Annotated in this window: 23 protein-coding genes; 7 read left to right on the forward strand and 16 right to left on the reverse strand. The window is 68.1% G+C overall.

Features of this window, described 5'->3' with window-relative positions; genetic code table 11:
- Positions 1-50: 50 nt before the first annotated feature.
- From J0A91_RS08500 to J0A91_RS08525, 6 genes are read right to left on the reverse strand one after another with little or no spacing between them, the layout of a single operon-like run.
- Positions 51-278 carry a hypothetical protein gene (locus tag J0A91_RS08500; protein ID WP_069204550.1) on the reverse strand — a complete coding sequence of 76 codons (228 nt, stop codon included), beginning with the start codon at positions 276-278 and terminating at the stop codon, positions 51-53.
- Positions 275-2,155, reverse strand: a complete 1,881-nt coding sequence (locus tag J0A91_RS08505) for a chemotaxis protein CheA (RefSeq protein ID WP_069204551.1) — start codon at positions 2,153-2,155, stop codon at positions 275-277. The genes J0A91_RS08500 and J0A91_RS08505 overlap by 4 nt, the downstream gene beginning before the upstream one ends.
- The gene (locus tag J0A91_RS08510; RefSeq protein ID WP_069204552.1) at positions 2,155-2,988 is read right to left on the reverse strand and encodes a CheR family methyltransferase; all 834 of its coding nucleotides are present in this window, start codon (positions 2,986-2,988) and stop codon (positions 2,155-2,157) included. Before J0A91_RS08510 ends, J0A91_RS08505 begins: the two co-directional genes overlap by 1 nt.
- Positions 2,985-4,079, reverse strand: a complete 1,095-nt coding sequence (cheB, locus tag J0A91_RS08515) for a chemotaxis-specific protein-glutamate methyltransferase CheB (protein ID WP_069204553.1) — start codon at positions 4,077-4,079, stop codon at positions 2,985-2,987. The genes J0A91_RS08510 and cheB overlap by 4 nt, the downstream gene beginning before the upstream one ends.
- Complete coding sequence (locus tag J0A91_RS08520; RefSeq protein ID WP_069204554.1) at positions 4,076-5,449, reverse strand: chemotaxis protein CheW; 1,374 nt, start codon at positions 5,447-5,449, stop codon at positions 4,076-4,078. The genes cheB and J0A91_RS08520 overlap by 4 nt, the downstream gene beginning before the upstream one ends.
- A 4-nt stretch (positions 5,450-5,453) precedes the next feature.
- Positions 5,454-7,376, reverse strand: a complete 1,923-nt coding sequence (locus tag J0A91_RS08525; protein WP_069204555.1) for a methyl-accepting chemotaxis protein — start codon at positions 7,374-7,376, stop codon at positions 5,454-5,456.
- Between the two features lie 205 nt (positions 7,377-7,581).
- Between J0A91_RS08525 and otsB the strand changes: the two genes are divergently transcribed.
- The 4 genes from otsB to J0A91_RS08545 all read left to right on the forward strand — a co-directional run bounded on the left by otsB (position 7,582) and on the right by J0A91_RS08545 (position 11,760).
- Positions 7,582-8,337: a trehalose-phosphatase gene (gene otsB / locus J0A91_RS08530; protein WP_069204556.1), complete on the forward strand. Its 756-nt coding sequence runs from the start codon at positions 7,582-7,584 to the stop codon at positions 8,335-8,337.
- Positions 8,334-10,130 carry a glycoside hydrolase family 15 protein gene (locus J0A91_RS08535; RefSeq protein WP_069204557.1) on the forward strand — a complete coding sequence of 599 codons (1,797 nt, stop codon included), beginning with the start codon at positions 8,334-8,336 and terminating at the stop codon, positions 10,128-10,130. Before otsB ends, J0A91_RS08535 begins: the two co-directional genes overlap by 4 nt.
- Entirely contained in the window at positions 10,127-11,512 is a 1,386-nt protein-coding gene (otsA, locus tag J0A91_RS08540; RefSeq protein ID WP_069204558.1) for an alpha,alpha-trehalose-phosphate synthase (UDP-forming), read from the forward strand. Before J0A91_RS08535 ends, otsA begins: the two co-directional genes overlap by 4 nt.
- 80 nt (positions 11,513-11,592) lie before the next feature.
- Positions 11,593-11,760, forward strand: coding sequence for a hypothetical protein (locus J0A91_RS08545; protein WP_169833107.1), 168 nt, complete (start codon positions 11,593-11,595; stop codon positions 11,758-11,760).
- A 231-nt stretch (positions 11,761-11,991) separates the two neighbouring features.
- On the opposite strand, the gene J0A91_RS08550 is transcribed toward J0A91_RS08545, so the two are convergent.
- Positions 11,992-13,281 carry an MFS transporter gene (locus J0A91_RS08550; RefSeq protein ID WP_069204559.1) on the reverse strand — a complete coding sequence of 430 codons (1,290 nt, stop codon included), beginning with the start codon at positions 13,279-13,281 and terminating at the stop codon, positions 11,992-11,994.
- A gap of 124 nt (positions 13,282-13,405) precedes the next feature.
- Here J0A91_RS08550 and pgsA point away from each other — a divergent pair, with 124 nt between their 5' ends.
- From pgsA to J0A91_RS08565, 3 genes are read left to right on the forward strand one after another with little or no spacing between them, the layout of a single operon-like run.
- Positions 13,406-13,957, forward strand: a complete 552-nt coding sequence (pgsA, locus tag J0A91_RS08555) for a CDP-diacylglycerol--glycerol-3-phosphate 3-phosphatidyltransferase (RefSeq protein ID WP_069204560.1) — start codon at positions 13,406-13,408, stop codon at positions 13,955-13,957.
- Positions 13,957-14,214, forward strand: a complete 258-nt coding sequence (gene moaD / locus J0A91_RS08560) for a molybdopterin converting factor subunit 1 (RefSeq protein ID WP_069204561.1) — start codon at positions 13,957-13,959, stop codon at positions 14,212-14,214. Before pgsA ends, moaD begins: the two co-directional genes overlap by 1 nt.
- The gene (locus J0A91_RS08565) at positions 14,211-14,657 is read left to right on the forward strand and encodes a molybdenum cofactor biosynthesis protein MoaE (RefSeq protein WP_069204562.1); all 447 of its coding nucleotides are present in this window, start codon (positions 14,211-14,213) and stop codon (positions 14,655-14,657) included. Before moaD ends, J0A91_RS08565 begins: the two co-directional genes overlap by 4 nt.
- 174 nt (positions 14,658-14,831) lie before the next feature.
- Here J0A91_RS08565 and J0A91_RS08570 read toward each other — a convergent pair whose 3' ends face one another.
- The 9 genes from J0A91_RS08570 to argF all read right to left on the reverse strand — a co-directional run bounded on the left by J0A91_RS08570 (position 14,832) and on the right by argF (position 23,186).
- Positions 14,832-15,500 (reverse strand): fasciclin domain-containing protein, encoded by a 669-nt coding sequence (locus J0A91_RS08570; RefSeq protein ID WP_069204563.1) that lies wholly within the window; start codon positions 15,498-15,500, stop codon positions 14,832-14,834.
- 85 nt (positions 15,501-15,585) lie between these two features.
- Positions 15,586-16,488: a hydrogen peroxide-inducible genes activator gene (locus J0A91_RS08575; protein ID WP_069207165.1), complete on the reverse strand. Its 903-nt coding sequence runs from the start codon at positions 16,486-16,488 to the stop codon at positions 15,586-15,588.
- Between the two features lie 199 nt (positions 16,489-16,687).
- The gene (gene ahpF, locus J0A91_RS08580) at positions 16,688-18,280 is read right to left on the reverse strand and encodes an alkyl hydroperoxide reductase subunit F (protein WP_069204564.1); all 1,593 of its coding nucleotides are present in this window, start codon (positions 18,278-18,280) and stop codon (positions 16,688-16,690) included.
- A gap of 182 nt (positions 18,281-18,462) precedes the next feature.
- Positions 18,463-19,026: an alkyl hydroperoxide reductase subunit C gene (gene ahpC / locus J0A91_RS08585; protein WP_069207166.1), complete on the reverse strand. Its 564-nt coding sequence runs from the start codon at positions 19,024-19,026 to the stop codon at positions 18,463-18,465.
- 187 nt (positions 19,027-19,213) lie between these two features.
- Positions 19,214-19,846 (reverse strand): 7-carboxy-7-deazaguanine synthase, encoded by a 633-nt coding sequence (gene queE, locus J0A91_RS08590; protein ID WP_069204565.1) that lies wholly within the window; start codon positions 19,844-19,846, stop codon positions 19,214-19,216.
- A complete protein-coding gene (gene queC, locus J0A91_RS08595) occupies positions 19,846-20,529 on the reverse strand; it encodes a 7-cyano-7-deazaguanine synthase QueC (protein WP_069204566.1) in 684 nt (227 codons plus the stop codon). Before queC ends, queE begins: the two co-directional genes overlap by 1 nt.
- 179 nt (positions 20,530-20,708) lie before the next feature.
- Positions 20,709-21,137, reverse strand: a complete 429-nt coding sequence (locus J0A91_RS08600; protein ID WP_069204567.1) for a DUF3617 domain-containing protein — start codon at positions 21,135-21,137, stop codon at positions 20,709-20,711.
- A gap of 91 nt (positions 21,138-21,228) precedes the next feature.
- The gene (gene hslO, locus J0A91_RS08605) at positions 21,229-22,131 is read right to left on the reverse strand and encodes an Hsp33 family molecular chaperone HslO (RefSeq protein ID WP_069204568.1); all 903 of its coding nucleotides are present in this window, start codon (positions 22,129-22,131) and stop codon (positions 21,229-21,231) included.
- Positions 22,132-22,265: 134 nt separating this feature from the next.
- The gene (argF, locus tag J0A91_RS08610) at positions 22,266-23,186 is read right to left on the reverse strand and encodes an ornithine carbamoyltransferase (protein WP_069204569.1); all 921 of its coding nucleotides are present in this window, start codon (positions 23,184-23,186) and stop codon (positions 22,266-22,268) included.
- Positions 23,187-23,204 lie beyond the last annotated feature (18 nt).

Genomic DNA, 23,204 nt, shown 5'->3' on the forward strand with positions numbered 1-23,204 from the left:
GCGTATACCGCCGGCTTAGGCAAAGTCGTGACGGGATGGACTGATCCAGATCAAAGTGCGAGAAGAAACCGCACCGCGCCCAAATCAGCGGGAACATCCGCCAACGGCGCCCGTGCGGCGATCAGCACCTGTACCACCGCCATGTGCAGCCGCGTCACCCCAGCGAGCGACACGATCGCGCCGGCATCGTCCTGCAAGGCGAGCAGCAGCGGTTCGGCGTCCTCGACCAGACAGCGGCCGGCGAGATGGACCATTCCGGCTTCGACACGGACGCTCATGCCACCAACTCGGGCAGGTCGAGCACCAGCAGCACGTCGCCGCTGCCGGTCAGCGCGGTGCCGGTGACGCCGGGCACCGCCGCGAGCACGCCACTGGGGGGACGCACCAACGTGTCGATCCGCTCGCCGAAGCCATCGACACGCAGCGCCACCAGCGCGCCGTCCGCCTGCGTGACGAGCAGCCGCGCGCCGCCGCCGGCTGGTCCGGCGCCGCCGAGCAACGTGGCGAGATCGAGCACCGGCACGGTCCGGTCGCGCAGCACGACGGCAGTGCCGGTGCCGAGCGGGCGCAGCGCGTCCGCGCCGACCTTGACCGTCTCGACGATCTGGTCGAGCGACACGCCGTAGCGGTCGCCACCCACCTCGACGACGAGGATCTGCGTGGTGATGGCGTGGACCGGCAATCGTAGCCGAAAAAGGGTGCCCGCGCCGGGCGTGCTGTCGATTTCGATGCTCCCGCGCAGCCGCTCGATCGCGGCGAGCGCGGCATCCATGCCGACACCGCGCCCCGAAACGCCGGTGACGGCGGCCGCGGTCGAGAAGCCGGCGCGGAAGATCAGCCGGATCGCCTGCGCGTCGCTCAGCGCCTCCGCCGCCGCGCCGTCGATCAGCCCCCGCGCGATGGCGGTGGTGCGGATTCGTGCGGGGTCGATGCCGGCACCGTCGTCGCCGAGCGTCACGACGATCTGCCCGCCTTCGCGCGCAATCTGAAGCGACAGCGCGCCCTCGGCGGGTTTGCCGGCGGCGGCGCGGATGGCGCTATCCTCGATACCGTGGTCGATCGCGTTGCGGACGAGGTGAAGCAGCGGCTCGAACAGGCCTTCGGCGATCTGCCGGTCGACCTCGGTGGTGTGCCCGCGCATATCGAATCGCACTGCCTTGCCGAGTTGCTCGGCGATCTCGCGGACCAGCCGGGGCAGGCGGCGCAGCGTCGGTTCGAGCGACACCATCCGCACCGCCGAGACGGTGCGCAGCAACGCCGCGACAGAGCGGCCGATCTGCGCCTGCGCGGCCCGAACTTCCAGCGCGGCGGCGGCATCGATCCGGTCGAGCCGCGCGGCGATCGGCGCGAGCGTGTTGGCCGCCACCACCAGTTCGCCGAGGTCATCTCCGAGCGCGTCGATTCGCGCGGCGTCCACGCGCAGCACTGCCGTGGCGGCGCTGGTGCTCTCGGCGGCGGCAACCGGCGCCGCGCGCTGCGCGATCGCGGCGATTTCGACTTGGTCGGAGACCATGCGGAACGCGGCGCGCACCGCCGCGACCGGGGCGCCGCTCAGACCCTCCAGCCGGGTGGCGCACTGGAACGGCTCCAGCGCGTCGAGCGCCGGCCACGCGCCCGCCGCCGGCTGCGCGGTCAGGGCGAGCAGATCGGGCACCGCACCGACGATGGCGAGCGGATCGTCACCGCGAAAGAAGCAGTCGGCATCGGGCGTATATCGGAACGCGGTCTGCGGCACGGCGCCATCGCCAAGACGCGCGGCGGTATATAGCGCCTCGGCCCAATCGGCCTCGGGCGCGGTTTCGGCGAGCACCGCCGCCGCCGTCGCCTCGGCCACGATCGCGTCGCCGCGTTCGAGCGCGTCGATCCAGCGATCGGTCTGGTCGAGCGTCGCCACCAGCGTCGCCACCGCCCCCGCATCGAGCGGGGCGGTGCCCTTGCGCGCGCGCTCCAGAACATCCTCGGCGGCGTGGAGCAGCGTTTCGGCCGGCGCCATGTCGAACAGCCCGACCGACCCCTTCAGCGTGTGGACCGCGCGAAACGCGCTGTCGATCGCGCGCGCATCGGCGGGGTCGCGTGCCAGCGTCGCGAGATCGGCCTGCGCCTGCGCGACGAGATCGCGGCCTTCGATCAAAAATTGTTCGAGCAGGTCATCCATCACGCGCGACGATAGACGATCGCATCGTCAAGGCGAACGGTCGTGAACCTGTCCGAAATGCGCGCCATCGATTCGCTGTGCCCGAGCGCGAGATAGCCGCCGGGATTGAGCCGCTCGAACAGATTGTCCGCCGCAAGGGTACGCGCGGCATCGTCGAAATAGATCAGCAGGTTGCGGCACAGGATCACGTCGAACAGGCCCTGATCGACCAACGTCGCGCGGTCGACCAGATTGGCGACGGTGAACTGCACCGATTCGCGCAGATCGGCGATGATGCGCCGGGTTTGGCGATGTTCGGGCTCGAAATAGCCGGCGATCAGTGGCTCCGGCAGCCGCGCCAGCGCGCGCGCGGAGTACCGCCCCTCGCGCGCCATCGCGAGCGCATGGGTGTCGATGTCCGATCCGACGATCTCGATATTGTACGCATCGACCAGCCGCCAGTTCTCCAGCAGCCAGATCGCGATCGAATAGGCTTCCTCTCCGGTCGAGCACGGCATCGACCAGATACGGATTCGGTCGCCCGGCCGCCGCTCCGCAGCCAGGGCTGGCAGGATCTGCCGGGCAAGCGCCGCGAACTGATGCTCCTCGCGGTAGAAATAGGTCTCGTTGATCGTGAAGGCGTTGATGAGCGCTTCGCGCTCGCCAAGGTCCGCGGCGGCGAAGGCGAGATACGCGCGCGACGTGTCGCGGCCGGTGCGTTTCATCCGCTCGGCGATGCGGCGTTCGATATAATAGCGCTTGGTCTCACCGAAGGTCATACCGGTCCAGCGGTAGATCAGATCGCTGGTGCGGGTGAGGTCGTCGTCAGCGAGCCGGGCCGGCGACTCGCTCATGTCGCGAAAAGGCCGGCGAGCGCGGGCGCGATGCGATCGAGCGGCAGCGTCTCGCTCGCGCCACCCGCCGCGACCAGCGCGCCGGGCATGCCCCAGACGATCGCCGTCTCGGCGCTTTCGGCGATGGTGTGGCCACCGCCACGGTATAGGTCGGCCATCGCGTTCGCTCCGTCATTGCCCATGCCGGTCATCAACACGCCAACGAGGCGTTCGGGGGCGAGCGACGTGACGGCGCTTTCGACGAGTCGATCGACGCTCGGATGCCACAGCCGCGCCGGATCGCTCGGCGCGGACATCGCGACGAGCGCGCCGGCGCGGCGCGAGACGATCACATCGGCATCGCCGCGCCCGATATAGGCGCGCCCGGGTTCGAGCGGCACCGCTGCCGATACTTCGACCACGTCGAGCGCGCAGAGCCGGTCGAGCCGCCGCGCCAGCGCGCCGGTGAAGCTCGCCGGCATGTGCTGCGCGATGACGATCGGCCAGGGGAAATCCGCTTCCAGTCCGCCGAGCAGCGCGTCGAGTGCGGGCGGGCCACCCGTCGAGCAGCCGACCAGCACGAGCCCGGCGGGCGCCGCGGCGCGCGTCGGCGGGCGCACGCTGGCGGCACGGGCGCGCGGCGCGGTCTTCGGGCCGGGCAGGGCAATCCCGCCGGCGCGCGCGCGCACGCGCTCGGTCAGCCGAGTCGCACGCGATACGCGCGCGGTCGCGGCGGCGCGAACCTTGTCGACCAGCACTGGCGCGAGCGAATCGATCTCCAGAGAGATCGCGCCGCGCGGCTTGGCGATGAAATCGACCGCGCCGAGCGCCATCGCCTCCAGTGTCTCGTCGGCGCCCTCGGCGGTCAGCGCGGAGACCATGACCACCGGGCAGGGGCGCAGCAGCATGATCCGGTCGAGACAGGCGAGTCCGTCCATCTCCGGCATGTGGATGTCGAGCGTGATGACGTCGGGCGCGAAGTCGCTCAGCAGCGCCACCGCCTCGGCACCCGAACGCGCGATCGCGACCTCGAAATCGCCCGCGCCTTCGAAGATGTCACCCAGCAGTCGCCGCATCAGCGGCGAATCATCGACGATCAGCAATCTGGTCACGGCTGTGCGGCCACGCCTTCCGGCCCGAGTGCGGCGAGCATGTCCTGTTCGGCGCGGTCGAGCATGTCGCGCGGCGAGACGATCAGCACGATCCGCTGCTCGTCGGCGAAATTGGCGACTCGCTCGAACACCCGCGTTTCCGCGCCGCCGAGCTCGGGCGCGTCGCGAAGCGCCGATACCGGCACGCGCAGCACCTCGGGCGCGGCATCGACGGTGAAGCCGACTCGCATCGCGCCGAGCCGGACGACGATGATCCGCCGCTTGCCACCCTGCGCCGCGACGCCGCTGAACCGCCGCACCTGATCGACCACCGGCACCACCGCGCCGCGCAGGTTCATCACGCCCTGAACGAACGCCGGCGCCTTGGGGAGCCGGGTCAGCGTCTCGGGCACCTGCACCACTTCGTCGATCGCGGCGACGGGAAGGCCGAACTCGCCGTCGCCGACGCGGAACAGCAGGAATTGCTCGGCCGGCTCGTCTCGCGCGTTCGCCATCACCGGCTTTTCCTCCCTCGATTGCAGCAGCCGCGCGGTCATCGCGTCGCTCAGCAGATGGTCGACCGCGAGCACCGACACCAGCCGGCGCCCGCCGTCGAGCCGGCAGATCGCCTGAATACGCGCCTCGCCGCCGCCCCGGTTGAACACCGGGGGCACGGCATCCACGCCGCCCTCGGGCACGCGCTCGATCGTCCGCATCGCATCGACGACGAGACCGAAGCGGTGCGCGCCGATCCGCACGACGATCACCCGCGTCCGCGCGCCGGCGGCGGCACCCGGCAGGCCGAGCAGCGCGGCGAGCGAGAGCAGCGGCAGCAACGTGTCGCGCACTGCGATGCTGCCGACCACCGCCGCCTCGGCGCGCGGCAGCAACGTCACCTCGCGCGGCAGCCGCAGCACCTCCTCGACGGCGCCGAGCGGCAGCGCGAACTCCTGCCCGCCGACTGCGAAAACGAGCAGCGCGATTTCGTCGCGCCGTTCGGCGGCACGCGCGATCGCGACGACCGTGTGTCCGCCGCGCCGTCCGGTGGTGCGCGCGAAGCCGGCCGCGATCAGCGGCGCCAGCGCCACCGGCTCGGCAGCGCCATCGGCCTCGCGCGCGATCCCCTCGACCGAATCGACCGCGATGCCGACCGGATCGCCGTCCTCGACCAGCAGAATCCGCGCTTCCCCGCCGCGCGGCCGCGCCAGCAACGTCGCGAACGACAGCACCGGCAGCACCGCGCCCCGGAAATTGCCGATCCCGATCAGGCTCGCCGGGGCATGCGGCACGCGCGTCAGGCGCGGCACGCGCACCACCTCGCGCACGCTCGCCGCCGGAATCGCGAAGCGCGCGCCGTCGACCCGGAACGTCAGGCTTGGCTCACTCGCCATCCGCCTATCCGGCCGTATCGACCAGCGCGGCGGCGAGCGACGCGATCTCCTCGATCGCCGCCGCCAGCATCTCGGCACCCTGCGACTGCTGGCGCGCCGCCGCGCCCGCCTCGCGGCTCGCGCCAGCGGAAAGCTCGGCGGCCTGCGCGATCTGCTCGGCGCCGCTGCGCACCTCGCGCACCGACAGCAGGATCGCCTCCGCGCCGGTCAGGATCGCGGCATTGGCCTCGCGCGCGGCGTCGAGATCGGCGGCGATCGTGCGCGTGCGCTCGATTACCACGCGGCTGCGCCCCATCTCGATCTCGGCGGTGGCGACGACCTGATCGAGATCGCGCCGCACCGCGCCGACCTGATCCTGGATACCGCGCACGACATCCTTGGCGCGATCCGCCGCGGAAGCCGATTCGCGCGACAATGTGCGGATATCGCCCGAGACATTGGCGAAGCCGCGCCCGGCGTCGCCCGCGCGCGTCGCCTCGACCGCGCCGCTCACCGCGAGCATGCTGGTCTGCACCGACACGAGCGCGAGGCCATCGGTGATCTTCTCGATCTGCCGCGCCGTCCCGCCGAGCGTGCCGAGCAGATCGAGCACCGCGCGTACCTCCGCCACCGACGCGGCGACCCCGTCGGTCAGCCGCTCGACCACCGCGCGTCCGTCCGTCACCGACGCCGAAACCGCGACGATCCGCTCCACGGCAGTATGCGCGCGCGTTCGCGCCAGGTCGGCGGTCTTCTCGATCTGCGCCATCGCCGTGCTCGACTGGAGCGTCGCCGCCGCCTGCGCCTGCGCACCGCGCCCGATCTGCTCGATTGCGACCAGGATTTCGCCCGATGCGCCCGAAAGCTCCTGCACCGTCGCCGACAATTGCTCGGCGGCGGTTGCGACCTGCTCGATCGCGAGCGCATCGGTGGCGTCCGCGCGCAGATCCTGCGTGAGCGAACCGAGTTGTTCGGCGGTCTGCTGGCTTTGCTCCAGCGCGGCGCTCTGCTGTTCGAGCGCCTGTTGCGCCTGCGCCGCCGCCGCCGATTGCTGCTCGGCGGCGCTGGCGACCTGTTCGGAGCCGCGCTCGGCCTCGCGCAACGCGCTGTCCGCCTCGATCGAGGCATCGACCATCTCGCGCACGCCCTCGCCGAGTGTGGCGAGATCGCCCCGCGCCGAGTCGAGTTGCGCAACCACCTGCCGGCCGGTCTCCGCCTCGCTGACGGCGAGCGCCGCGCCCGAGCGGACTCGCGCGGCGATATCCTGAACCGCCCGCGTCACCGTGCCGGCGAGCGTCTGCATCTCGCCCGCGCTCATCTCGGAGGTTTCGGCGAGCGCGCGCACCTCGTCGGCGACAACCGCGAAGCCCTGGCCGTCGTCGCCCGCGCGCGCCGCCTCGATCGTCGCGTTGAGCGCGAGCAGGCTGGTCTGGTCGGAAATTTCGGTGATCGCGCCGCCGATCCCGTCGATCCGCGTCGCCGCGTCTTCAAGCGCGGCGATGATCTCGACCGTCGCGAGCTGGCGCTCCGCGTTGCGCTCGATCGCGATCACCGATCCGTCGATCTGCGCGCCGACCTCGACGAACGCGGCCTGCACCGTCTCGGTCTGACGGCGCGAGGCCTCGGCGCGCTCGCGCGCGTCACGGAAGTTTTCGCCGAGTGCGCCGATCGACCCAAGCGATTCCTGCGCCGCGCCGGCGGCTTCCTCGGCACCGCTCGCGATCTGGTCCATCGCGCGTTGCAGTTCCGCCGCCGCCGCCGAGGCTTCGCCGATCCCGCTCGCGAGTTCCTGAGTCGCCTGATCGATCCGCTCGACCGCGGTGCCCGACGGTTGCGAGCGTCTGGCGGGCTTGCGCGCGCCAGACGTGACCGCGACGTCCGGCGTCGGTTCGGCGGCGGGGGCCGCGCCGCCGCGCGCGCTGAGGGTCGATTTCTTGACGAGCGCCATGGCGTTACTCTGCGTGGACGAAGGGGTGTCGCGCGGGCATAGGACAAGCTTTCCGCCGATACCAGCGTGCGCGGCGGATGGCGGCTTTGTGTCGCGCCGGGGGAACCCTTTGCCTGTTTCACACGTCCAGCCGGTAGAGCGCCTCGTGTTCGCAGCGTAACGACATGCTAACTGGTGCTTCGTGCCGATCCTGAAGGAGAACCGAATGTCCGCCGCCACGGACGCAGTGACCTTGCCCGCGCCGCCGCCGACTCTGCTCGAGTCCGCCAGCCTGTTCCTCGATTTCGACGGTACGTTGGTCGATCTCGCCGATCGCCCCGACAGCGTCGCGGTCGATACGGACCTGACCGACCTGCTCGCCGCGCTCGCGCGCCGTCTGGAGGGCCGCGTCGCGGTCGTCAGCGGGCGCTCGATCGCGCAGATCGACGCGTTGCTCGGTCCCGTCGCGCACACGCTGGCGGTATCGGGTAGCCACGGCTGCGAACACCGCTGGCACGGCATTGTCGCGCAGCCGGAGCGCCCCGCCAGCCTGACCGATGTCGCCGCGGCGATGCACGCCGCCGCCGCCGGGCGGGGCGGCGTGATCGTCGAGGCGAAGAGCTTCGGCGTGGCACTCCACTACCGGCTGGCGCCCGCGTTCGCGGCGGAGGCGCTCGGCCTCGCCGAGACGCTCGCCACGCGGCACGATCTCGCGATCCAGCACGGCAAGATGATGGTCGAACTGCGCGTGCCCGGCAGCGACAAGGGCGTCGCGGTCGCGCGGCTGATGCAGCGGCCCGACATGGCCGGCACCACGCCGATCTTCATCGGTGACGACCTTACCGACGAACCCGCCTTCGTCGCGGCGCGCGATGCAGGTGGCCACGCCATCCTCGTCGGCGATGCGCGCGCGAGCGCGGCCGATTATGGCCTGCCCGATCCCGCCGCCGTGCGGGCGTGGCTACAGGAGAAAATTGCATGACCGCGACGCTCGATCTCTGGCCGATCGGCAATTGCCAGGTATCCGCTCTGGTCGATCGCGCCGGACGTTTTTCCTGGGGGTGCGTGCCGCGCGTCGATGGCGATCCGGTGTTCTGCTCGCTGCTCGACGACGCGCCGAGGGGCGGGGAGGGCGCGCGCGGTTTTTGGGAGATCGATCTCGAAAACGGCACGAAGACGACTCAGCAGTACATGCGCAACACGCCGATCCTCGTCACCCGGCATGAGGATGACGCCGGCAACGCGATCGAAGTCACCGATTTTTCTCCACGCTACGTCCGCGAGGGGCGGACCTATCGCCCGGTCGCGTTCGTGCGAATCGTCCGCCCGGTGGCGGGCAGCCCGCGCATGCGCATGCGGCTTCGCCCGGCGCGCGACTGGGGCAGCGCGGACCCCGAGCGGACGCAAGGCTCCAACCATATCCGCTATCTCAACAACGCGATGACGCTGCGGCTCAGCACCAACGCGCCGGTTGGCTGGATTCAGGAAGAGCGGCTGTTCCGCATCGAACGCCCGCTCTATTTCTTCCTGGGCCCCGACGAGAGCTTCAGCGGCGAACTGCCCGCCACGATCGAGATGATGCTTGAGCGCACCGCCGCCGAGTGGCGGCAATGGGTGCGCGGCCTCGCCACCCCGCTCGAATGGCAGGAGGCGGTGATCCGCTCGGCGATCACGCTCAAACTGTGCCAGCACGAGGAGACCGGCGCGATCGTCGCCGCGCTCACCACCTCGATTCCCGAACATGCCAACAGCGAGCGCAACTGGGACTATCGCTACTGCTGGATTCGCGACGCCTATTATACGGTGCAGGCGCTCAACCGGCTCGGCGCGCTCGACGTGCTGGAGGGGTATCTCGAATATCTGCGCAATATCGTCGACAGCGCGCGCGGTGGGCATATCCAGCCACTCTACGGCGTCGGCGGCGAGGCGACGCTGGAGGAGCGCGTCGCCCCCGGCCTCAACGGCTATCGCGGCATGGGGCCGGTGCGGGTCGGCAACCAGGCCTATGAACAGATCCAGCACGACGCCTATGGCCAGATCATCCTGTGCAACGCGCAGGCGTTCTTCGACCACCGGCTGTTCCGCGTCGCCACCGTCGAGGATTTTCGCGCGCTGGAAACCGTCGGGGAGCGTGCGTGGGATTCTTACGACAAGCCCGATGCCGGGCTGTGGGAATTGCGCACGCGAAGCCACGTCCACACCTATTCGGCGGCGATGTGCTGGGCGGCGTGTGATCGGCTCGCCAACGCCGCCTGGGCGCTTGGCCTCGAAGAGCGCCGCGCCTTCTGGTGCGACCGCGCCACCATCATGCGCGAGACGATCGAGGCGGCGGCGTGGCGCGAGGATACCCGCCGCCTCTCCGCGACGTTCGGCGGCGACGATCTCGATGCCAGCCTGATCCAGCTTCTCGACCTGCGCTTCCTCGCGCCGGATGATCCGCGCTTCCGCAGCACGCTCGAAGCGGTCGAGGTCGGGTTGCGGCGCGGCTCGAACATGCTCCGCTACGATACCGAGGACGATTTCGGCCTGCCCGAGACCGCGTTCAACGTCTGCACCTTCTGGCTGATCGAGGCGCTCCACGCGACCGGCCGCGATTTGGACGCACGCGCGCTGTTCGAGGAAATGGTGTCGCGCCGTACCGCCGCCGGGCTGCTGTCCGAGGATATCGATCCGGTCAGCGGCGAATTGTGGGGCAATTATCCGCAGACCTATTCGCTGGTCGGCCTCATCAATTGTGCCGGCTTGCTCAGTAAACCCTGGAGTTCCGTGCGATGAGCAGGCTCGTCATCATTTCCAACCGCGTTTCGGCGCCGAGCGGCGGCGGCGCGCAGGGCGGGCTCGCGGTCGCACTGTCCGCCGCCTTGCGCGAAAGCAACGGCATCTGGTTCGGCTGGTCGGGCGAGGAGATCGAGACCTTCACCGGCAACATCAATTTCCAGCGCAACCAGGGCGTCGCCACCGCGACGATCGACCTGGAGGCGCAGGATATCGACGAATATTACAACGGCTTCGCCAACCGCACCCTGTGGCCGCTGTTCCATTACCGGATCGACCTCGCCGAATATGAGCGCGGCTTCGCCGGCGGCTACGAACGCGTCAACGCGCGCTTCGCCGAAACGGTGGTGCCGTTGATCGAGGAGGAGGATCTCGTCTGGGTCAACGATTATCATCTGATCCCGCTCGGGCGCGAGTTGCGCGCGCGCGGCTGCGAGAACCGGATCGGCTTCTTCCTCCACATCCCCTGGCCACCGACGCGGCTGCTGATGTCGCTGCCGAGCCACCGCGAACTGGTCGAGTCCTTGTTCGCCTATGACGTGATTGGCTTCCAGACCGAGGATTCGCTCGATGCGTTCCGCGGTTATGCGCGCTCGCAATTCGATGCGGAGATCGATGAAGCGGGCGTGATGACCTATGACGGCCACAGCGTCCGCCTGATCGCCGATCCGATCGGCATCGACACCGCCGATTTCCGGGGAAGCGCCACCAGCGAGACCGCGCGCGAGCGCTTTTCCCGGATGCGCGAGAGCGCGGACGGCCGCACGATGATGATCGGCGTCGACCGGCTCGATTATTCCAAGGGGTTGCAGGAGCGCTTCCTCGGGTACGAGCGCTTCTTGTCGGCCAACCCGGAGCAGCAGGGCAAGGTGTTCCTGCTCCAGATCGCGCCGCCCTCGCGCGGCGAAGTGCAGAGCTATCAGGAGATCCGCGCGACGCTCGATTCGCTGTCGGGGCGGATCAACGGCGAGTTCTCGAACGTCGAATGGGTGCCGATCCGCTACGTCAACAAGGGCTATCCGCGCGAGCAGCTCGCCGGCATGTACCGCGCCGCCCGCGTCGCGCTGGTGACGCCGCTTCGTGACGGCATGAACCTCGTCGCCAAGGAATATGTCGCCGCGCAGGATGAGAGCGATCCCGGCGTCCTGATCCTGTCGCGCTTCGCCGGCGCCGCCGAGCAACTGACCGATGCGATCCTCGTCAACCCGCACAGCCCGGAGGAAGTCTCAGACGCGATCGCCACGGCGCTGGCGATGCCGCTTGCGGAACGCGTCGCCCGCTGGCGGGCGATGATGGACAATATCGAACAGCAGGACGTGTTCTGGTGGCGTCGCCGCTTTACCGACATGCTGGAGGCGACATCGCACGAGGCGACGGCGTAATCGGCGTCGCCCCGAAAAAGGACGACGTTAACCATGATATTCGATGGCCGAAATCGTAAACGGCGCGTTAACCTCTCGCTATGCAGATTCGCCATCGCAACGCGGCCGCTGTGCCGCGCCACCCCTTCCGCCAGTCGATCGCGCGGGCGCACGCCGCGCGCCCGGATCGCAACGAAGACGCCGACATCAAGCTCTTCGTGCTGAGCTTCACGGCGTTCTTCATCTGCTTCTACACGTTCATTTTTTGAAGGCGCGCTGATCCCAACCCGTTCGTGTCGAGCGAAGTCGAGGGACAAGCGCAGAGCGCAGGTGTCTCGACTTCGCTCGACACGAACGGATCGAGAAAAGTGCAAGGCGCTTCAACCCGCCGTCACCCCAGCGCACGCTGGGGTCTGTCGCGGCTCCTGTCATGACCTCCCCACCAAGACTCCAGCGTCCGCTGGGGTGACGATGGGGCGGGCGGGTTTGTCAGAACCCCCTCAATCGCACGCCAGATGCAGCTTGTACGCGAGCCACGCCGAGACCGGTGACATCGCGGCGACCACGAACAGCATGTTCTCGGGCGTGACCCCGGCCGATGCCAGCCCCTGCACGAACACCGCGCCGATCACCATCGCACCCGAATTGACGACATTGTTCGCCGCCACCGTGCGCGCGGTCTGGTCCTTGGTCACGGTCGTCGTCAGGAATGCGTAGAGCGGCACCACGAACATGCCGCCGGTTACCGCCACCGCCATCAGCACGATGACGATCAGCACGCCGTGCGGGATCTCCAGAAACGCCGTCAGGTTGTACAGCGTCTCCGCCGGCGCGTGCGGGAAGGTGCGCGTCAGCAGCGAGAAGACGACGATGCACGCGCCCATCGCCAGCACGCAGAACGGCGCGAACTTGGCCGAGGTCTTGCCGCCAAGCATCGCGTTGATCGCCACCGAGCCGACCGCGACGCCGATCGAGAACAAGGCGATCACGAAGGTCGAGACGTGCTTGTCGGCGGTCAGCACGTTCTTCACCAGCGGCGGGAAGATGATGATGAGCACTGCGCCCATCGTCCAGAAGAAGCTGATCGCGCAGATCGCGAGGAACAGCCGCGGGATGTGCATCGTCGCGTTGATGAGCCGCCACGACGAGGTGAGCGGGTTGAAATTGACCGTGAGCTTCGGCCCCATCCGCGGCGCCGGCGGCACCAGCAGCGCCATCAGCCAGCCGATCGCCGCAACCACCAGCACCGTGATCGCGGTGCCGCGCACCGACAGCAGCCCGGCCGAGACCGTCCCCATCAGGATCGCCAGATAGGTCGCCGCCTCGACGAGGCCGGTGCCGCCGAGCACCTCATGATCCTCCAGATGCTGTGGCAGGATCGCATATTTGATCGGCCCGAAGAACGCCGAATGCACCCCCAGACACAGCACCGCCAGCAGCATCATGACCAGCCCGAGCGTGGTCAGCCCCGAACTCGCCACCAGCAACCCGCCCGCGCCGAGCAGCATGATGCCGACCTCGGCGGTCTTGACGATGCGGATGATCCTCGCTTTGTCGTGTGTGTCGGCCAATTGCCCCGACAGCGCGGAGAGCAGAAAGAACGGCAGGATTCCGATCGCGGTGGCGAGCGCGTTGAAATTCTGCTCGCCGGCGGGATGGTGGAAAATCTGATAGGTGGCGAACAATACCATCGCCGTCTTGAACAGATTGTCGTTGAATGCTCCCAGAAACTGCGTCGTGAAAAGCGGCAGGAACCGGCGCTCTTTCAGCAAGCCGAGCGCGTTGAGCATGTTAAGGTCCGTGGTCTGTGAATGGCGAAAAGATGGCAACGCATAGACGACGCCGCAAGGGAGCGGCAACCTACTTGTCACGCACGGCTTTCGCTGGCGCGGGCAGGGGGCTAGAGCGGCAGCGATGCTGACGCTCCCCAACCTGCTCACTCTGTCGCGAATCGTCGCGGTGCCCCTGCTCGTCTGGGCCTTGTGGTGGCCGGCCTGGGCGCCCGGCTATGCGATCGGCTTCGCGCTCTACTGCCTGATGGGCATCACCGATTATTTCGACGGCTATCTCGCCCGCGCGCAAGGCACGGTGTCGAAGCTCGGCATCTTCCTCGATCCGATCGCCGACAAGATCATGGTGGCGGCGGTGGTGCTGCTGCTCGTCGCCGATCACGACATCGCCGGCTGGAGTCTCATCGCCGGGCTCATCATCCTGCTGCGCGAGATCGCGGTGTCGGGCCTGCGCGAGTTCCTCGCGCAGTTGCAGGTGTCGGTGCCGGTGTCGCGGCTGGCGAAGTGGAAGACGACGCTGCAACTCGTCTCGCTCGGCGGGCTGATCCTTGCCGGCGCGCTGCCGGCGTGGCCGTGGCTGCAAACGCTCAGCCTCATCGCGCTTTGGGGCGCGGCGGCGCTCACGCTCCTCACCGGCTGGGATTATCTCCGCGTCGGCCTGAAGCACATGGACTGATGGCCACCGAGATCCTCTATTTCGCCTGGGTGCGCGAGAAGATCGGCACGGGTGCCGAGACGCTCGATCTGCCCGCCGGCCTCGCGAGCGTCGGCGATCTGGTCGGGTGGCTCGCCGGTCGCAGCCCCGGCCACGCCGAGGCGTTCGCCGATCCCGCGCGGTTGCGCGCGGCGGTCGATCAGACCTTCGTCGCGCTCGACGCGCCGCTTGGGCGGCCGCGCGAAGTCGCGATCTTCCCGCCGGTGACGGGCGGATGATCGCGGTCACGGTCGATCCCGCGCCGATCGACATCGGCGCCGAACATGCCGCGCTCGCCGCAGGCGGGGCAGGGGGGATCGCGACCTTCGCCGGCCTCGTCCGCGCCGACGATGGCGTCGAGGCGCTGACGCTCGAACATTATCCCGGTGCGACCGAAGCGGCGTTGAGCGCGCTCGCCGAAGCGGCTGTGGCGCGCTGGGACCTGACGGCGGCGCGGATCACGCACCGCGTCGGGCGGATGGTTCCCGGCGATACGGTGGTGTTCGTCGCCACCGCCGCGCGTCACCGCGCCGCCGCGCTGGAGGCCTGCGCCTTCCTGATCGACCGCATCAAGACCGAGGCGCCGTTCTGGAAAAAGGAAAGCCTCGCCGGCGCCGAGCGCTGGGTGGAGCCGCGCGGCAGCGACGACGCCGCCGCCGCGCGGTGGAACGAGAACACTTAACCTCATCCGTTCGTCCCGAGCGCAGGGTGTCTCGACTTCGCTCGACACGAACGGGGAGTGGGACGGTTCAAAATCAACACCGTTCGCCCTGAGCCTGTCGAAGGGCGTGCCGCAGGCGACCCGCCCGTGGCACGTGCTTCGACGTCGCCCAGCACGAACGGAGAAGGTGTGCTGTTACCCGAGCTTCGGCAGCAGCACGCCGTTGACGACATGCACCACACCGTTCGACTGCATCACGTCGCCGGTCGAGATATAGCTCTTGTTGCCGTTGACGTCCGACAGTTCGATGACGTTGTTGTTGACCGTCACCTTGAGCGGCTCACCCTCGACCGTGGTCAGCGTGGTGGTGCCGCCAGCGGCGGTGGCCTGTGCCTGCAACTGCGCGATCGTGATCTTGCCGGGCACGACGTGATAGGTCAGCACCTTGGTCAGCGTCGCCTTGTTGGCGGGCTTGAGCAAAGTGTCGACCGTGCCGGGCGCGAGCCGCGCGAAAGCGTCGTCGGTCGGCGCGAACACCGTGAACGGGCCGGGGCCTGAGAGCGTCTCGACGAGGCCGGCGGCGGTCACCGCCTTGACCAGGGTCGACAGGTTGGGCGCGGCCGCAGCGTTGACCGGGATCGGCTTGGTCGCGTCCATCGCGGCACCGCCGACGCTCGGGTTGGGTGCTGCGGCGGCGTTCGCGGCCGGCGGCGTCGCGGTCGTGCCCTGCGGAGCGGCGGGGGCGGCGGTGCCCGGCGCGGCCGGAGTCGCGGCCCCGGTCGGAGCGGTGGTCTGGGCGGCGCCGGCGCTCGCGATCATCAGCGCGCCGATCGCGGCGAGAGAGATTTGAGTGGTGCGGATCATCGGTTTCTCCAAGTATTACGGGTGGCGCGGGTGAATGCGCTCCCCGGAAATACGGATCAGAGCCGAAATGGTTTCGTCCGCGTCATCAATGCGCTTGGGTCAGCGCGTCGGCGAGCAACTGGAAATCCTTCTCGCGCGGGCTTGCGCGCCGCCACACCAGAGCGATCTTGCGCGACGGATTCGCCGCCGACAACGGGCGCGCGACGAGGTGGGTATGGTCGAGAATCCCGGCGTTGAGCGCCATTTCGGGCAGCATCGTCACACCCAGCCCATTGTCGACCATCTGCACGATCGTGTGCAACGACGTGCCGAGCATCGTCGCCTCGGCGCGCAGTTCTGGCCGGTTGCACGCGGCGAGTGCATGGTCCTTGAGGCAATGCCCGTCCTCCAGCAGCAGCAGCCGCGTCTCGTCGATCGCCTCGGCGCCCACGCTGACACCGCTCGCGCCGATCTCCGCTTCGGGTCCGGCTAGGAACAGCCGGTCCTCGAACAGCACCTGCGACGTCACCTCGCCGCAGGCATAGGGCAGCGCGAGCAGCACGCAGTCGGTGCGGCCGTGGTTCAGCCCCTCGCACGCCGGGCCGCTCGCCTCTTCGCGCAGGAACAGCCGCAGTTCGGGATAATCGCGGCGCAGCCGTGGCAGGATGCGCGGCAGCATGAACGGCGCGATCGTCGGGATCACGCTCATCCGCATGTCACCCGACAGCGGCCGCCCGGCCGCCCGCGCCATGTCGCCGAGTTCCTCCGCCTCACGCAAGATGCGCCGCGCCTTCTCGGCGATCCGGTCGCCCAGCGGCGTGAAGCGCACCACCCGCCGCGTCCGCTCGACCAGCACCACGCCGATCAGCGTCTCCAGCTCGCGGATGCCGGCCGAGAGGGTCGATTGCGTGACGAAACACGCATCCGCCGCGCGCCCGAAATGGCCGCTGTCCTGAAGCGCGACCAGATACTGGAGCTGTTTCAGCGTCGGGAGGTAGGTGGCAGCCAGTGTGTTGCTCCGTAAAACGTCGCCCCGGCGAAGGCCGGGGCCGCTGCGTACTTTGGCGATCCGGGTGCCCCAAACGCAGCGGCCCCGGCCTGCGCCGGGGCGACGATATCTATCCGTTCTCCCGCGCAAGCGGGAGTCCAGAGCCACCGACGCAGCGCTCGGGGCTCTGGACTCCCGCTTGCGCGGGAGAACAGCGGGCTTACTCCGCCGCGACCAGTTCCTGCTCCGCCGCCTCGACCGGCTCGTTGCGGATCAGGTAATCGAACGCCGAGAGCGCAGCCTTCGCGCCGTCGCCCGCCGCGATGACGATCTGCTTGTACGGCACCGTCGTCGCGTCGCCCGCTGCGAAGATGCCGGGGCGCGAGGTTTCGCCGCGATGATCGACCTCGATCTCGCCACGCGGCGACAAGGCGACCGTGTCGCGCAGGAACTCGGTGTTCGGCACCAGCCCGATCTGGACGAAGATGCCTTCCAGTTCGATCTGATGCAGCGTGTCGTGGTTGCGATCCTTGTAGACCAGCCCCGAAACCTTCTCGCCGTCGCCCAGCACTTCGGTGGTCAGCGCCGAGGTGATGATCTTGACGTTGGGCAGGCTGGCAAGCTTGCGCTGGAGCACTGCATCGGCGCGCAGATCGGTGTCGAATTCGATCAGCGTGACGTGCGCGACGATCCCGGCGAGATCGATCGCGGCTTCGACGCCCGAATTGCCGCCGCCGATCACCGCGACGCGCTTGCCCTTGAACAGCGGGCCGTCGCAATGCGGGCAGTACGCCACGCCCTTGTTCTTGTACGTGTCCTCGCCGGGCACGTTCATCTGCCGCCAGCGCGCGCCGGTCGAAAGGATCAGCGTCCGCGTCTTCAGGCTCGCACCATTGGCGAGTTGCACCTCATGGAGACCACCGGCTTCGCTCGCCGGGATCACCTTCTCGGCGCGCTGGAGGTTCATGATGTCGACGTCATAGTCGCGGACATGGCGCTCGAGATCGGCGGCGAACTTGGGGCCTTCGGTGTGTGGCACCGAGGCGAAGTTCTCGATCCCCATCGTGTCGAGCACCTGCCCGCCGAACCGATCGGCGACAACGCCGGTGCGGATGCCCTTGCGCGCGGTGTAGATCGCAGCCGCCGCACCGGCGGGGCCACCACCCACGATCAGCACGTCGAACGGCGCCTTGGTCTTGATCTTCTCGGCGGCGCGGCTTTCCGCGGCGGTGTCGATCTTGGCGACGATCTGCTCCAGTTCCATGCGGCCGCTGGCGAACGGCGCACCGTTGAGGAACACGGTCGGCACCGCCATCACCTTGCGCTCCTCGACCTCGGCCTTGAACAAGGCGCCGTCGATCGCGGTGTGCTTGATGCGCGGGTTGAGCACCGCCATCAGGTTGAGCGCCTGGACCACGTCGGGGCAGTTCTGGCAGGTCAGCGAGAAATAGGTCTCGAAGGTGAAATCGCCGTCGAGATTCTTGACCTGCTCGATCAGGTCTGCCGCCGCCTTCGACGGATGTCCGCCGACCTGGAGCAGCGCGAGCACGAGGCTGGTGAATTCATGCCCCATCGGCAGACCGGCGAAGCGCACGCCGATATCGGTGCCGACGCGGCGGATCATGAAGCTCGGTTTGCGCGCATCGACGCCGTCGACGACGGTGATCTTGTCGGAAAGCGCGGCGATATCGTTCAGCAGCGCACCCATTTCCTTCGACTTGGGCGAGTCGTCGAGCGACGCGACCAGCTCGATCGGCTGCGTGATGTTGACCAGATAGGTCTTGAGCTGCTGTGTCACATTGGCATCAAGCATGGGGAAACTCCTTGTTGAATGAGCCCCGCTACCCCGTTCGTCCCGAGCGAAGTCGAGGGATGATGTCCCCCGACTTCGCTCGGGACGAACGGACATGCGGTGGCGGTCCTACTTAAAGCAAAATGGCCCGGGGCGGACGGCAGTCCACCCCGGGCCACACGGCGACCCTACGGGGCTATGGGTTAGATCTTGCCGACGAGATCGAAGGAGGGAGCGAGCGTCTCTTCGCCCTCTTCCCACTTGGCCGGGCAGACTTCGCCGGGGTGCGAAGCCCAGTACTGAGCGGCCTTGATCTTGCGCAGCAGTTCGGCTGCGTTGCGGCCCACGCCCTCGGGCGTGATCTCGACGAGCTGAACCACGCCGTCGGGATCGGCGACGAAGGTGCCGCGGTCGGCAAGGCCGACGCCTTCACGCAGGATGTCGAAATTGTTCGAGATCACGTGGTTCTGGTCGCCCAGCATGTAATAGTTGATCTTGCCGATCGCGGGCGAGGTGTCGTGCCAGGCCTTGTGGCTGAAGTGCGTGTCGGTCGAAACCGAATACACCTCCACGCCCATCTTCTGGAGCGTCGGGTAGATGTCGGCGAGGTCTTCCAGCTCGGTCGGGCACACGAAGGTGAAGTCTGCCGGATAGAAGAAGAATACCGACCACTTGCCCTTCACGTCGGCATCCGAGACGTCGACGAACTTGCCTTCCTTGTACGCGGTCGCGGTGAACGGTTTGATCGTCTTGCCTATGATCGACATGCAATATTCTCCTTTGCAGTGGACGAGACCGATATAGGCCAGCCGCGCGCCCACGGGAAATTGGGAAGTTCGTTCTGATCGATCGAGCGAAACGATCAGTGCAGAGATATTGAGTGATTTTGCAAGCGCAAGAGCGCGGCTCGCCGAATGCAACCACTCCCCGCCCTCTCAGGAAGGCGAGAGGAGGTCAGCGCAGCCCGAGAAACTTGTGCGTTTGCAGGCTCAGCCGCCATTTGGGCCGGGCCATCGCCAGCGCGATCGCCGCCGCCTGATTGTCGGCCGCGGCCGCGTCGTCCATCGGCTGGACGAGGAAATTGGCGAAGTCCCAGCTTTCCAGCACTTCGGGATCGCTGCCCGCCTGCGGCCACACCAGCTTCAACTCGTCGCCCGACCGCTGCACCACCGTGCTGCCAGCCTTGGGGCTGACGCATACCCAGTCGATGCCGGGATGGACGGGCAGGGTGCCGTTGGTCTCGATCGCGATCGTGAACCCGCCCGCGTGCAGCGCGTCGACCAGCGCATCGTCGACCTGCAACATCGGCTCGCCGCCGGTCAGCACCACGAAGCGCGCTTCCGGGCGGTCGCCCCAAAAACCCGCCACCGCCGCCGCCAGCGCATCCGCATCGGCGAAGCGCCCGCCGCCGAGGCCGTTGATCCCGACGAAATCGGTGTCGCAGAATGAGCAGATCGCAGTCGCGCGATCCTCCTCACGGCCCGACCAGAGATTGCACCCGGCAAACCGCACGAACACCGCGCGACGCCCGGCATTGACCCCTTCGCCCTGCAGCGTGAGGAACATTTCCTTGACGGCGTAGGACATCAGGCCGCGTAGGCGGTCGGGTCGGGCAGCCCCGCCTCGATGAAGCCCTTCGCGCGCAGCCGGCAACTGTCGCACCGGCCGCAATGCAGGCCTTCCTGCGTGGGATCGTAGCACGACCAGCTCATGCCGGCGTCGAGCCCGAGCCGAGCCGCCTCGCGCACGATATCGGCCTTGGTCATATGTTGGAGCGGCGCCTGGATGCGGAACGGTGCGCCCTCGACTCCAGCCTTGGTCGCGACCTCGGCCATGTCTTCGAACGCCTTGATGAACTCAGGCCGGCAATCGGGATAGCCCGAATAATCGAGCGCGTTGACGCCGATATACAGGTCGCGCGCGCCCGCCGCCTCGGCCCAGCCGAGCGCGAGGCTGAGGAAGATCGTGTTGCGCGCGGGCACGTAGGTGACGGGAATCCCGTCGCCGACGCCGTCCTTGGGCACGTCGATGTCGGCGGTCAGCGCCGATCCGCCGAAGGCCGACAGGTCGAGCGGCAGCACGACATGCCGTTCCGCGCCCAGCACGCTCGCGATTCGCCGCGCCGCCGCCAGTTCGATCTGATGGCGCTGGTTGTAATCGATCGACAGCGCGAGCAGCCGGTGCCCGTCCTCGCGCGCGCGCGCCGCCGAAACCATCGAATCGAGCCCGCCCGAAATCAGGGCGACCGCCAGGGTGTTGCCGCGTGTCATGATCGTCTCAAGTCTAGGGAATGGGGGCGAGCCGCGCAATCCGCCTGAGAAAAACGCGCCGCCCAAGAAAAATGGGCCGCCCTTGGGCGGCCCAGCGGTTGCCCGTCACCGGGCTTTTTGGGAAAAAGCATGCCAAAAGCACACTCTTGTCATCTTAATCACACTGCCTTTGCAAAGGGTTAACGCGATGCGGTGGAGCGTGCCGGACAAGCGCCGACGCGCCTTCCCTGATAATTCAAGTCGAAAGGTGCGCCCCCGGCGATGCCTTGTGTATCAATATCGAACGATCTGGGGGTGGTGATCGTCACCACGGTGCGGCCATGCCCGCCGCTCGCGCACCGGTAGCTGACCGTCGTGCCGTCGGGGCCGTCCGCCATCACGAACCGCGCGCAGGAAACGCCGGGATGCTGCATCTGAAGCAGGATTGCGGGATCGGCGATGCACACCGATCGCGGCGCCGCGGTCGACCCGACCACGCTGATCTCATACTGGCCGCGCTCGATCCGAGACAGTGCCACCGACGCACCCGAATCGGGTGCCGCCATCGCTGCCCCGCCGGCCATCACCAGCGCGGCGAACCCCGCGCATATCATCCGCCAACGCCGCATCGTTCGAATCCCCAAGTCCACGCCTTACCCACCGCAGGCGCAACCGCTTGGTACAGAATGTGGGGGATTCTGTGGCGAGATTCAATGTCGTTCAGGAATCGCAACGATTCGCGACGGATACCGGGAACTTCTGCGCGCAAAACGCGCAATCGACCGTGATCACCCCCGAATCATCGGCCATTTCGCGCTGGTCCTCGTCGGAAAACTTGGCGAGCACCTGCGCGATATAGTCGGGCGAGCAACGGCACCCGCGCACGATCGGCTGGCGCGCGAGGATGCGAACCTCGGGTTCCTCGTTGAACAGCCGCCAGATCAGGGTTTCGAGCGGCAGCGCGGTATCGGTCAGCTCGTCGGCGCCCATCGTGCCGCCGAGCACCGCGACATGCTCCCATTCGGGATGGTCCTGCCGCACGTGCAGCCGCTCGCGGCCTTCCTCGCCCTCGGGCAGATGCTGGAGGAACAGGCCGCCCGTCACGCGGTTACCAGGCGCGACGCCGAGCCGGATCAGCGTCGGGATCTGTTCGGACTGGAGGAAATAGGCAGACGCCGCATCGGCCAGTGATTCGCCATCGAGCGGAACGATGCCCTGATACCGCTCGCCCGTGGTCGCCTGATCGAAGGTGATCGCGAGATAGCCGGTGCCGAACAGCGAAAACAGGCTCGGTGCGATCGGCGCATCGGCGAGCCGGCCGGCGTCATATTGCACATAGCCACGCAGTTCGCCGCCGCGATAATCGCACACCAACAGGCTGACGATGCCGTTCTCGGTCTGCGCCTGAAGCGTGAGCTGGCCGCCCGCATCTTTCAGCGTCGAGCCGATCAGCGCGGTCAGCGTCAACGCCTCGGCCAGCAGAGCCTCGATCGGGGCGGGATATGCGTGTGCCGAGAGGATGCGATCGACCACCGGGCCGAGCCGAACGACGCGCCCGCGCGCGTGGCGGCCGGGGATCGTGAAACCCAGTGCGAGGTCGAGATCGGGGGAGGTGTCAGGCATCAACGTCTTTCATGAAGCTGTTCCCCCGCGCAAGCGGGGGGCCAGAGCCAAGCAGCGCGGCGCTCGTTGCTCTGGACCCCCGCTTGCGCGGGGGAACGGGAAAGACGCGAATGTGGGGGACCGGCCCCCCGCGATCAACCGATCTGCCCGAAGCACCAACGCAGCACCGCTTTCTGCGCGTGCAGCCGGTTCTCCGCCTCGGGCCAGATCAGCGACTGCGGGCCGTCTATCACCGCGTCGGTCACTTCCTCGCCGCGGTGCGCTGGCAGGCAGTGGAGGAATTTCGCGTCGGGCTTGGCGCGCGCCATCAGGTCTTCGGTCACCTGAAACGGCATCATCGCGGCGAGCTTGGTCTCGGCATGCGCCTGGCCCATCGAGATCCAGGTGTCGGTGACGAGGATGTCGGCACCCTCGGCCGCCTCGCGCGGATCGCCGACCACACGCGCACGCCCGAGCCCAAGCGCGAGATCGCTTTCGGGCGGCATGAAGCCCTGCGGACACGCCGCCACCACGTCGAAGTGCATCAGCCCCGCCGCTTCGATGATCGAGGCGAGCACGTTGTTGCCGTCGCCGAACCACGCCACCTTGAGCCCGGGCAGCGCCTTGCCCGTCTCGAGGATGGTGAGCAGGTCCGCCATGATCTGGCACGGATGCGACGCGTCGGTCAGGCCGTTGATGACCGGCACGCTGGCATACTGCGCCATCTCCTCGACCTTGGCATGGTCGTCGGTGCGCAGCATGATCGCGTCGCAATAGCCCGACAGCACGCGCGCGGTATCCGCCACCGTTTCGCCGCGCCCGAGCTGGGTCGAGCCGCTGTCGAGCACGATCGACGAACCGCCAAGCTGCCGGATCGCCATGTCGAAGCTGACCCGCGTGCGAGTCGAATTCTTCTCGAACACCATCGCGAGCGCGTGGCCGGCGAGCGGCGCGTCGGCATCGGCCCTGCCCTTGGGCAAGCCGGCGCGCGCCGCCTTGCGATCGAGCGCATCGGCCAGCATCGCCGCGATGCCATCCGCGCCCGCGTCAGAAAGATTGAGGAAGTGACGGGTCATCTTTCCTTCTCCCCTTGT

It is taken from the genome of Sphingomonas panacis (assembly GCF_001717955.1).
GTDB classification, from domain to species: domain Bacteria; phylum Pseudomonadota; class Alphaproteobacteria; order Sphingomonadales; family Sphingomonadaceae; genus Sphingomonas; species Sphingomonas panacis.

What these genes read in the sequence shown, in the direction of transcription:
- J0A91_RS08500 (WP_069204550.1), bottom strand. Translation starts at nt 278, where the DNA reads ATGAGCGTCCGTGTCGAAGCCGGAATGGTCCATCTCGCCGGCCGCTGT.
- J0A91_RS08505 (WP_069204551.1), bottom strand. Translation starts at nt 2,155, where the DNA reads ATGGATGACCTGCTCGAACAATTTTTGATCGAAGGCCGCGATCTCGTC.
- J0A91_RS08510 (WP_069204552.1), bottom strand. Translation starts at nt 2,988, where the DNA reads ATGAGCGAGTCGCCGGCCCGGCTCGCTGACGACGACCTCACCCGCACC.
- J0A91_RS08520 (WP_069204554.1), bottom strand. Translation starts at nt 5,449, where the DNA reads ATGGCGAGTGAGCCAAGCCTGACGTTCCGGGTCGACGGCGCGCGCTTC.
- J0A91_RS08525 (WP_069204555.1), bottom strand. Translation starts at nt 7,376, where the DNA reads ATGGCGCTCGTCAAGAAATCGACCCTCAGCGCGCGCGGCGGCGCGGCC.
- otsB (WP_069204556.1), top strand. Translation starts at nt 7,582, where the DNA reads ATGTCCGCCGCCACGGACGCAGTGACCTTGCCCGCGCCGCCGCCGACT.
- J0A91_RS08535 (WP_069204557.1), top strand. Translation starts at nt 8,334, where the DNA reads ATGACCGCGACGCTCGATCTCTGGCCGATCGGCAATTGCCAGGTATCC.
- otsA (WP_069204558.1), top strand. Translation starts at nt 10,127, where the DNA reads ATGAGCAGGCTCGTCATCATTTCCAACCGCGTTTCGGCGCCGAGCGGC.
- J0A91_RS08545 (WP_169833107.1), top strand. Translation starts at nt 11,593, where the DNA reads ATGCAGATTCGCCATCGCAACGCGGCCGCTGTGCCGCGCCACCCCTTC.
- J0A91_RS08550 (WP_069204559.1), bottom strand. Translation starts at nt 13,281, where the DNA reads ATGCTCAACGCGCTCGGCTTGCTGAAAGAGCGCCGGTTCCTGCCGCTT.
- pgsA (WP_069204560.1), top strand. Translation starts at nt 13,406, where the DNA reads ATGCTGACGCTCCCCAACCTGCTCACTCTGTCGCGAATCGTCGCGGTG.
- moaD (WP_069204561.1), top strand. Translation starts at nt 13,957, where the DNA reads ATGGCCACCGAGATCCTCTATTTCGCCTGGGTGCGCGAGAAGATCGGC.
- J0A91_RS08565 (WP_069204562.1), top strand. Translation starts at nt 14,211, where the DNA reads ATGATCGCGGTCACGGTCGATCCCGCGCCGATCGACATCGGCGCCGAA.
- J0A91_RS08570 (WP_069204563.1), bottom strand. Translation starts at nt 15,500, where the DNA reads ATGATCCGCACCACTCAAATCTCTCTCGCCGCGATCGGCGCGCTGATG.
- ahpF (WP_069204564.1), bottom strand. Translation starts at nt 18,280, where the DNA reads ATGCTTGATGCCAATGTGACACAGCAGCTCAAGACCTATCTGGTCAAC.
- ahpC (WP_069207166.1), bottom strand. Translation starts at nt 19,026, where the DNA reads ATGTCGATCATAGGCAAGACGATCAAACCGTTCACCGCGACCGCGTAC.
- queE (WP_069204565.1), bottom strand. Translation starts at nt 19,846, where the DNA reads ATGTCCTACGCCGTCAAGGAAATGTTCCTCACGCTGCAGGGCGAAGGG.
- queC (WP_069204566.1), bottom strand. Translation starts at nt 20,529, where the DNA reads ATGACACGCGGCAACACCCTGGCGGTCGCCCTGATTTCGGGCGGGCTC.
- J0A91_RS08600 (WP_069204567.1), bottom strand. Translation starts at nt 21,137, where the DNA reads ATGCGGCGTTGGCGGATGATATGCGCGGGGTTCGCCGCGCTGGTGATG.
- hslO (WP_069204568.1), bottom strand. Translation starts at nt 22,131, where the DNA reads ATGCCTGACACCTCCCCCGATCTCGACCTCGCACTGGGTTTCACGATC.
- argF (WP_069204569.1), bottom strand. Translation starts at nt 23,186, where the DNA reads ATGACCCGTCACTTCCTCAATCTTTCTGACGCGGGCGCGGATGGCATC.